Source organism: Streptomyces sp. NPDC127084 (genome assembly GCF_042724175.1).
Lineage (GTDB): Bacteria > Actinomycetota > Actinomycetes > Streptomycetales > Streptomycetaceae > Streptomyces.
Genome location: NZ_JBHXFA010000072.1, coordinates 17,594 through 25,265 on the forward strand (window position 1 = coordinate 17,594; position 7,672 = coordinate 25,265).

Annotated in this window: 7 protein-coding genes; 1 reads left to right on the plus strand and 6 read right to left on the minus strand. The window is 69.8% G+C overall.

What is annotated here, in order from left to right; all coding sequences use genetic code 11:
• Positions 1 to 133: 133 nt before the first annotated feature.
• The 4 genes from ACFWI9_RS18270 to ACFWI9_RS18285 form a co-directional block, all read right to left on the minus strand.
• A complete protein-coding gene (locus ACFWI9_RS18270) occupies positions 134 to 508 on the minus strand; it encodes an FKBP-type peptidyl-prolyl cis-trans isomerase (RefSeq protein WP_387163137.1) in 375 nt (124 codons plus the stop codon).
• Positions 509 to 577: 69 nt separating this feature from the next.
• Positions 578 to 1,549 (minus strand): FKBP-type peptidyl-prolyl cis-trans isomerase, encoded by a 972-nt coding sequence (locus ACFWI9_RS18275; RefSeq protein ID WP_387163139.1) that lies wholly within the window; start codon positions 1,547 to 1,549, stop codon positions 578 to 580.
• A 155-nt stretch (positions 1,550 to 1,704) separates the two neighbouring features.
• A complete protein-coding gene (gene pafA / locus ACFWI9_RS18280) occupies positions 1,705 to 3,066 on the minus strand; it encodes a Pup--protein ligase (protein WP_338675567.1) in 1,362 nt (453 codons plus the stop codon).
• A gap of 9 nt (positions 3,067 to 3,075) precedes the next feature.
• Positions 3,076 to 4,347, minus strand: coding sequence for an MFS transporter (locus tag ACFWI9_RS18285; protein ID WP_387163141.1), 1,272 nt, complete (start codon positions 4,345 to 4,347; stop codon positions 3,076 to 3,078).
• Between the two features lie 57 nt (positions 4,348 to 4,404).
• Here ACFWI9_RS18285 and ACFWI9_RS18290 point away from each other — a divergent pair, with 57 nt between their 5' ends.
• Positions 4,405 to 5,463 (plus strand): LacI family DNA-binding transcriptional regulator, encoded by a 1,059-nt coding sequence (locus ACFWI9_RS18290; RefSeq protein ID WP_387163144.1) that lies wholly within the window; start codon positions 4,405 to 4,407, stop codon positions 5,461 to 5,463.
• Positions 5,464 to 5,813: 350 nt separating this feature from the next.
• Here the strand turns inward: ACFWI9_RS18290 and prcA are convergent, their stop codons facing one another.
• Positions 5,814 to 6,575 (minus strand): proteasome subunit alpha, encoded by a 762-nt coding sequence (prcA, locus tag ACFWI9_RS18295; RefSeq protein ID WP_387163146.1) that lies wholly within the window; start codon positions 6,573 to 6,575, stop codon positions 5,814 to 5,816.
• A gap of 35 nt (positions 6,576 to 6,610) precedes the next feature.
• Positions 6,611 to 7,456: a proteasome subunit beta gene (prcB, locus tag ACFWI9_RS18300; RefSeq protein ID WP_387163147.1), complete on the minus strand. Its 846-nt coding sequence runs from the start codon at positions 7,454 to 7,456 to the stop codon at positions 6,611 to 6,613.
• Between the last annotated feature and the right edge of the window lie 216 nt (positions 7,457 to 7,672).

A 7,672-nucleotide genomic window follows, 5' to 3' on the forward strand; every position in this document is an offset into this window, starting at 1 on the left:
CACAGCCTCGCCCCCCCCCCCGCCCCCGCCCAGTCTCAGTGTGTGGGTGGGTCACACCTCCCGGTGGGGTCGGCCGGTCAACCCGGGGGGGCCCCGGCGGGCCCGGGGGGGCCCCCACTGTGACCGATTGCGATCAGATCGCGACCAGGTCGCAGACGAAGATCAGCGTCTCACCGGGGCCGATGAGGCCGCCGCCGGCGCCGCGCTCTCCGTACGCGAGGTGCGCGGGGATGATCAGCTGGCGGCGACCGCCGACCTTCATCCCCTGAACACCCTGGTCCCAGCCCTTGATGACCTGGCCGACACCGAGCTGGAACCGGAGCGGAGTGCCACGGTTCCAGGACGCGTCGAACTCCTCGCCGGTCGAGAAGGCCACGCCCACATAGTGCACGGCAACCGTGTCACCGGCCTTGGCCTCGGGGCCGTCGCCCTCCCAGATTTCCTTGATCTCCAGGTCGGCCGGCGGCTCGCCGCCCGGGAAGTCGATCTCGGGCTTCTCGATGTTCACTGCTGTGCTCCTCAAACTGATGAACTTCGCAACCGGCACAGTCTCACAGATCGGTGGACGGACCGCGTCTCAGACCGCGCCGACGATGTCGACCACGAAGACCAGCGTGTTCTTCGCGAGCTCGCTGGAGGGGTCGGCGCCGTAGCCGAGGGAGGGCGGAATCACCAGCAGGACCCGGTCACCGACGTTCTTGCCGACCAGCCCCTTGTCCCAGCCCTCGATGACGGAGCCGGTGCCGATCTGAAAGGCGGTCACGCCTCCGTGGTCCCAGGAGGAGTCGAACTTCTTGCCGTCCTCCCACTTGACACCCGTGTACTGCGCGATCAGGCCCTGACCGGCCTCGACCTTGGGGCCGTTGCCCTTGATCAGGATCTGCTCCTTCAGCGTGGTGGGAGCCTTCTCACCCTTCGGGATGGTGATCGTGGCGGCCTTCTGCGCGGGGGCGCTCACCGTGGGCATTCCGGGCGCGGGAGCCGCCTGCGTACCCTTGACCTCGGCCTTCGAGTCGACCTTGGCGGCACCGTCCAGGTCCACGACCCACACCAGGGTGTCTGCCGCCTTGATGCCCGACTGCGGGTTGAGGTTCTGTCCGATCAGATCGCCCGCGGTGCCCTGGATGAGGATCCGGCTGCCCGCCTTCTTCCCCTCGACCGCTTCGACGACCTTGGGGGGAAGGTTCTGGCTCTGCTCCCCGAGGCGTTCCACCGGCTGACGGTGCGCGGTGGTCGCACCACCCTTCTCGGGGTACGTCCCACCGAGGTCGGCCGGGTCGTCCCACTTGCGCACGGTGTAGTCGATACGGACCCAGTCGCCCTTGGCGGCCTTGGCTCCGCTGCCCTCCGTGACTGTCTCCACCACGGTCTTGTCCGCGGGCTTCTCGCCCTTGGGGACGGTGATCTGGGGCTTCTCGCCGAACTTCCCCTTGACCTCGGCCACACCTGCCACCGAGTCGTTCGATTCATCTGAACCGCACGCGCTTGCGAACAGCAGGGCGGGCACGGCCAGCAGGGAGGCGATACGTCGCTTGGTGTTGTAGTTCATCAGTCCAACTGGGAGTCGAGGCCATGGGCAATGGCCGCCACTCTACGGTGTGCACTCCCCGCGGTCTTCGAAGCGCCGCCACATGGGAAAGCCGCGCGCTGTCCGGGGACACGTTCCGTCCCCGGACAGCGGGCGGCACCCTTTCACACCGGCGGCTACATCCCCGCGATCAGCTTCTCCACCCGGTCGTCGACCGACCGGAACGGGTCCTTGCACAACACGGTCCGCTGGGCCTGGTCGTTGAGCTTGAGATGCACCCAGTCGACGGTGAAGTCACGGCGCTGCTCCTGGGCACGGCGGATGAAGTCACCGCGCAGCCTCGCCCTGGTGGTCTGCGGGGGCACCGACTTGCCCTCGAAGATCTTCAGATCGTTGCAGATCCTGGCCGTCTGCCCCTTCTTCTCCAGAAGGTAGTAGAGGCCACGGCGGCGGTGGATGTCGTGGTAGGCGAGGTCTATCTGGGCGACCCGCGGGTGGGACATCGTCATGTTGTGCTTGGCCCGGTACCGCTCGAGGAGTTTGTACTTGATCACCCAGTCGATCTCGGTGCCGATCCGGTCCAGGTCCTCCTGCTCGATGGCGTCGAGCGTACGGCCCCAGAGTTCGAGCACCTGCTCGACGGTGCCTGAGCGGATCCCGCGGCGGTCCACGAAGTCCACGGCCTTGTCGTAGTACTCGCGCTGGATCTCCAACGCGGAGGCCTCACGCCCGCTGGCCAGGCGCACCTTGCGCCGACCGGTGATGTCATGGCTGACCTCCCGGATGGCCCGGATGGGGTTCTCCAGCGTCAGGTCACGCATCACCGTGCCCGCCTCGATCATGCGCAGCACCAGGTCGGTGGCGCCGACCTTGAGCAGCATGGTCGTCTCGGACATGTTCGAGTCACCGACGATGACATGCAGACGGCGGTAGCGCTCCGCGTCCGCGTGGGGCTCATCACGGGTGTTGATGATGGGGCGGGACCGGGTGGTGGCGGAGCTGACGCCCTCCCAGATGTGCTCCGCGCGCTGGCTGACGCAGTAGACGGCGCCGCGCGGAGTCTGGAGCACCTTCCCGGCGCCGCAGAGCAGCTGCCGGGTCACCAGGAAGGGAATCAGGATGTCCGCGAGCCGCGAGAACTCCCCGTGGCGGGCCACCAGGTAATTCTCGTGGCAGCCGTAGGAGTTTCCCGCCGAGTCGGTGTTGTTCTTGAACAGATAGACGTCGCCCGCGATTCCCTCCTCGTGCAGGCGGCGCTCGGCGTCGACGAGCAGGCCTTCGAGAATCCGCTCCCCTGCTTTGTCGTGCGTGACCAGCTCGGTCACATTGTCACATTCCGGAGTGGCGTACTCCGGGTGCGATCCCACGTCGAGGTAGAGACGGGCCCCATTGCGCAGGAAGACGTTACTGCTGCGGCCCCATGACACAACACGGCGGAAGAGGTACCGCGCCACTTCGTCAGGCGACAGTCGGCGCTGTCCCCTGAACGTGCACGTGACGCCGTACTCGTTCTCCAGCCCGAAAATTCGGCGGTCCATGACTGAACATTACGCCTGATGCCCTGCGCTGAAACCGGGTTCGGCAGTACGGCTCCGACCAATTTCATCCCCTGACGCGATGTGTGCGCTCCGGCCGGGAACTGCGAGGACCCGTCCGGTGGCCAGCAGGACGAGCAGCGCGGCGATTCCGCCGGCCCCCGCCACGGCGAAGCCCGCCACGGTCCCGCCCAGTTCCACCGCGGGACCCGCGGCGGCGGTTCCCGCGGCGGCGCCGACGCCGAACGTGGTCACCAGCCAGGAGAACGCCTCGGTGACGGTGCCCTGAGGAGCGTGCCGGTCGACGACGATGAACGCGCACGCGATCGCGGGCGCCAGGAACACCCCGGCGACCGCGCTGAGGGCGGTCATCGGCAGCACGCCGGGGGTGAGCATCAGCGGCAGATAGCCGAGGGCGAGCAGGGCCACGATGACCCGCAGCCGCCGTTCGGGGGCACCGGCCCACTGACGGGCCCCGTAGGCGACGCCGCCGACCAGCGCTCCGAGGCCGAGGGCGGCCATCAGCCAGCCGTACACGGTGTCACCACCGTGGTCGTCGGCGTACGCGAGCGCGGCGACCGTGATGGAGCCGAGGGCCAGGCCGACGAAGAAGAACGAGCCGAGCAGCGCCAGCAGCCCGGGCGAGCGCAGGGCACCCAGCCAGTGCGCCTCACGAGGCGCGGACCGCCAGTTCCTGGAAGGTCCGGACACGATGACCGAGACCGTGCCGACAAGCCCCAGGGCGTTGATGACGAGCAGCGCGGCGGCCGGCGAGAAGAGCCACACCAGCAGGGTGACCAGCAACGGACCGACCGTGAACATGATTTCCTGGGCTATCGCGTCCATCGCGTAGGCCCGGTGCACCCGCTCCTCGCGATGGCCCAGCACACCGGGCCACAGGGCCCGCAGCCCGCCTTCGAGGGGCGGGGTGAACACTCCGGCGACGGTCACCGCCGCGTAGGCCACCGGTAGCGAGCCGAGGCCGACGACAGCGAGGAGCAGCATGCCGAGCGCCGAGACGACGGCGGACGGCAGTTGGACACGGGGCTGTCCGCGCAGATCGACCAGCCGGCCGAGCAGTGGCTGCCCCACAGCGGTGGCGAGACCGTAGACGGCGGTGAGAGCGCCCGCCAGGGCGTAGCTGCCGCCCTCGGCGCGGATGAACAGGACGATCGCCACATGCGCGGTGGCGTTCGGCAGGCGGCCCACCAGGGTGCCCGTGAGGAGGCGTGCCGCATGCGGCGCCTTGAGGATCTCTGCGTACCCGGACACTCCCGCGGCCATGTCCCGCCTTTTCGTTCAGGGAGTTTTACGTATAACTCGCGCTCCGTCATACGTACCATGAGCCCAGGCCACGAGTCCACTCGTGGCGCAGGGCACGAGGCGGAGGCGAGTGTGCAGCGGCCGACCAGCAGGGACGTGGCACGGGCCGCCGGGGTCTCACAGGCCACGGTCTCGCTCGTCCTGGGCGACAAATGGCGGGGACGGGTGTCCGAGCGCACCGCGGTCTCGGTGCGGCAGGCGGCTCAGGAGCTGGGCTACCGCCCGAACCTGGCGGCCCGCAGCCTGCGCCTGGGCCGCACCCGGACCGCACTGCTGGTGGTGCCCGCGCTGACCAACGAGTTCTTCGCCCGGGTGTACGCGGGCGCGGCCGATGTCGCGGCGGAGCATGACTTCGGCGTGGTGCTGTACCCCTCGCCGGAAGGGATCGGACCCGCAAAGGACCCCTTCGCCTCGGCACGGGCCGCGCTGGACGGGGTGATCGCGTCATCGATGGCGGCAGGGGCGCTGAAGGCGATCCGCGGCACCGATCTGCCGCTGGTGATGCTCGACAGCGATCCGGCCGATCAGGGCTCCGCGGCGCAGGTGAACCTCGATATCGCGGACGGCATGCGGCAGGTGACGGGCCATCTGGCCGCCCTGGGCCACCGGCGGTTCGTCCATCTGGCCTCGGCGGTCCCGTCCTGGACCTTCGAAGTACGCGCCCGCGCCCTGGAGAAGGCGGTACGCGACGTGCCCGGGGCCTCGCTGCGCAAGGTCCGGTCCCCCCTGGACGTGGACGGCGCACGGGCGGCTGCCGAGACCGCCCTGACCGAACAGGGCAACCCCCGCCCCACGGCACTCGTCTGCGACGACGACATGGTCGCGGCGGGTGCGTGCAAGGCGGCCCGGCGGCTTGGGCTGCGGGTGCCGGAGGATGTCTCGGTGGCCGGCTTCGACGATATGACGTTGGCGACGGCGCTGGAGCCGGAGCTCACGACGGTCCGCCTCCCCGCGGAGCGGGTGGGCGCGGCGGGCATGTCCGCGCTCCTATCCGTCCTCGCGGGCCGCGCCCCCGCCCCCGGGGACCTCCCGGTCACCCTGGTCCCCCGCGCCTCCACGGGCCCCGCGCCCCGCTGACCCGCACAGTGGGTCGCTCGGGGTCGCCCGTTCCGCGGCGCAGGGTTACGCAGTGCACCCCACCCCGCACGGTGGACCGGAGTGTCCGGCCTCAAACGCCGGCCAGGCGGGGATGTCGGGGTTGCCCGTCGCCGGGAAGTGGGCGTTGGGGCCGCTCCACCACGGACCCGGCCCAGCCCACGAAACCCAAGCCCGGCATGGGGTCCCCCCGGACGAAGTCTGGGGGAGATTGAGGCCGGACACACCGGCCCACCGAACGGAGTGCGGAACACCGCGACACCCCCGGCGCCCCGCGCAGCAGGGCACCACGGGGTGCGGAACACCGAGGCGGTGGGGACGCGGGGAGGCGGCTACGCCTCCCCGTCGGAGTCCTCCGCGTCGGAGGGGACCTCCGTGGGGGTCGATGCCGCGTCGTCCGCTTCGAGAAGCCGGGACAGCTGCCGACCCACGATCCGCTTGAACTTCCGCTTCTGCGGACGAGTACGGTCCAGGATCGCCACCTCCAGCCGCTCCGCGGGAATCTCCCGCTCCGTTCCGTTGGTGTCCCTGGACAGCGCCTGGACCGCCAGCTTCAGCGCCTCCGCGAGGGACATCCCGTCACGGTGCCGCTGGTCCAGGAAGCTGCTGATCTGCTCCGCGTTACCGCCGACCGCGACCGAGCCATGCTCGTCCACGATCGAGCCGTCGTGCGGGAGCCGGTAGATCTGGTCGCCCTCGGGCGAGGTGCCGACCTCGGCGACGACCAGCTCCACCTCGTACGGCTTCTCACCCGCGCTGGAGAAGATCGTGCCGAGCGTCTGGGCGTAGACGTTGGCGAGTCCACGAGCCGTCACATCGTCGCGGTCGTAGGTGTATCCGCGCAGATCCGCGTAGCGCACACCGCCGATCCGCAGGTTCTCGTACTCGTTGTACTTCCCGGCCGCGGCGAAGCCGATCCGGTCGTAGATCTCGCTGAACTTGTGCAGGGCACGGGACGGGTTCTCACCGACGAAGACGATGCCGTCGGTGTACTGGAGGACCACCAGGCTCCGGCCGCGTGCGATGCCCTTGCGGGCGTATTCCGCCCGGTCGGCCATGGCCTGCTGGGGTGAGACATAGAACGGCGTCGACACCGGCTATCCGTCCCTTTCTGTCAGTGGCAAGTGGGTCAGAGCAGCGAGGCGCGCGGGCCGTCGGGCTGCTGGAGACGGTGCTCCAGGATGGCCCGGGCGATCTCGCCGGTCTCGTCGTCACCGAGCCTGCGGAAGCCCTCGTCGTTGATCACCGTGACGATGGGGTAGATACGGCGGGCCACGTCCGGGCCGCCGGTCGCCGAGTCGTCGTCCGCCGCGTCGTACAGGGCCTGGACGACCAGGGTGAGGGCCTGCTGCTCGGTCAGGTCCTCGCGGTAGAGCTTCTTCATGGCGCCGCGCGCGAAGATCGAGCCGGAGCCGGTGGCCGCGTAGCCCTGCTCCTCGGAACGGCCGCCGGTGACGTCGTAGGAGAAGATCCGGCCCTTCTCCCGGTCGATGTCCCAGCCGGCGAACAGCGGCACCACGGCGAGGCCCTGCATGGCCATGCCGAGGTTGCTGCGGATCATGGTGGAGAGGCGGTTCGCCTTGCCTTCGAGCGAGAGCTGTGCGCCCTCGACCTTCTCGAAGTGCTCCAGTTCGAGCTGGAAGAGCTTCACCATCTCGACCGCGAGACCCGCGGTGCCCGCGATGCCCACCGCCGAGTACTCGTCCGCGGGGAAGACCTTCTCGATGTCCCGCTGGGCGATCATGTTGCCCATCGTCGCCCGCCGGTCACCGGCGAGCACCACACCGCCGGGGAAGGACGCGGCGACGATCGTGGTGCCGTGGGGCGCTTCGACCACGCCCTGTACCGGGGGCAGGACGCGATTGCCCGGGAGCAGCTCCGGTGAGTGCTCGCCCAGGAAGTCCATGAACGAGGAGGAGCCGGGCGTCAGGAAGGCTGCCGGCAGACGCCCGGTGCTACGAGGGTTGGCTTCCACGCGTTTCCTTCCGAATTGGCGGCGGCCCGCCCCTGGGGGCCGGGCCGATCTTGCATGCTCTGCACGGACCTTACCCGTGCTGCCGCCGGTCATCCGTGCGGATGACGGGGGGGGGGGGGGGGGGGGGCCCCGGGGGGGGCCACCCACCGGGGGCGCCCCCCGGCGGGGGGGGGGCACATACACCCGATCTACAGTCCGGGGGACCCCGACAAGCGC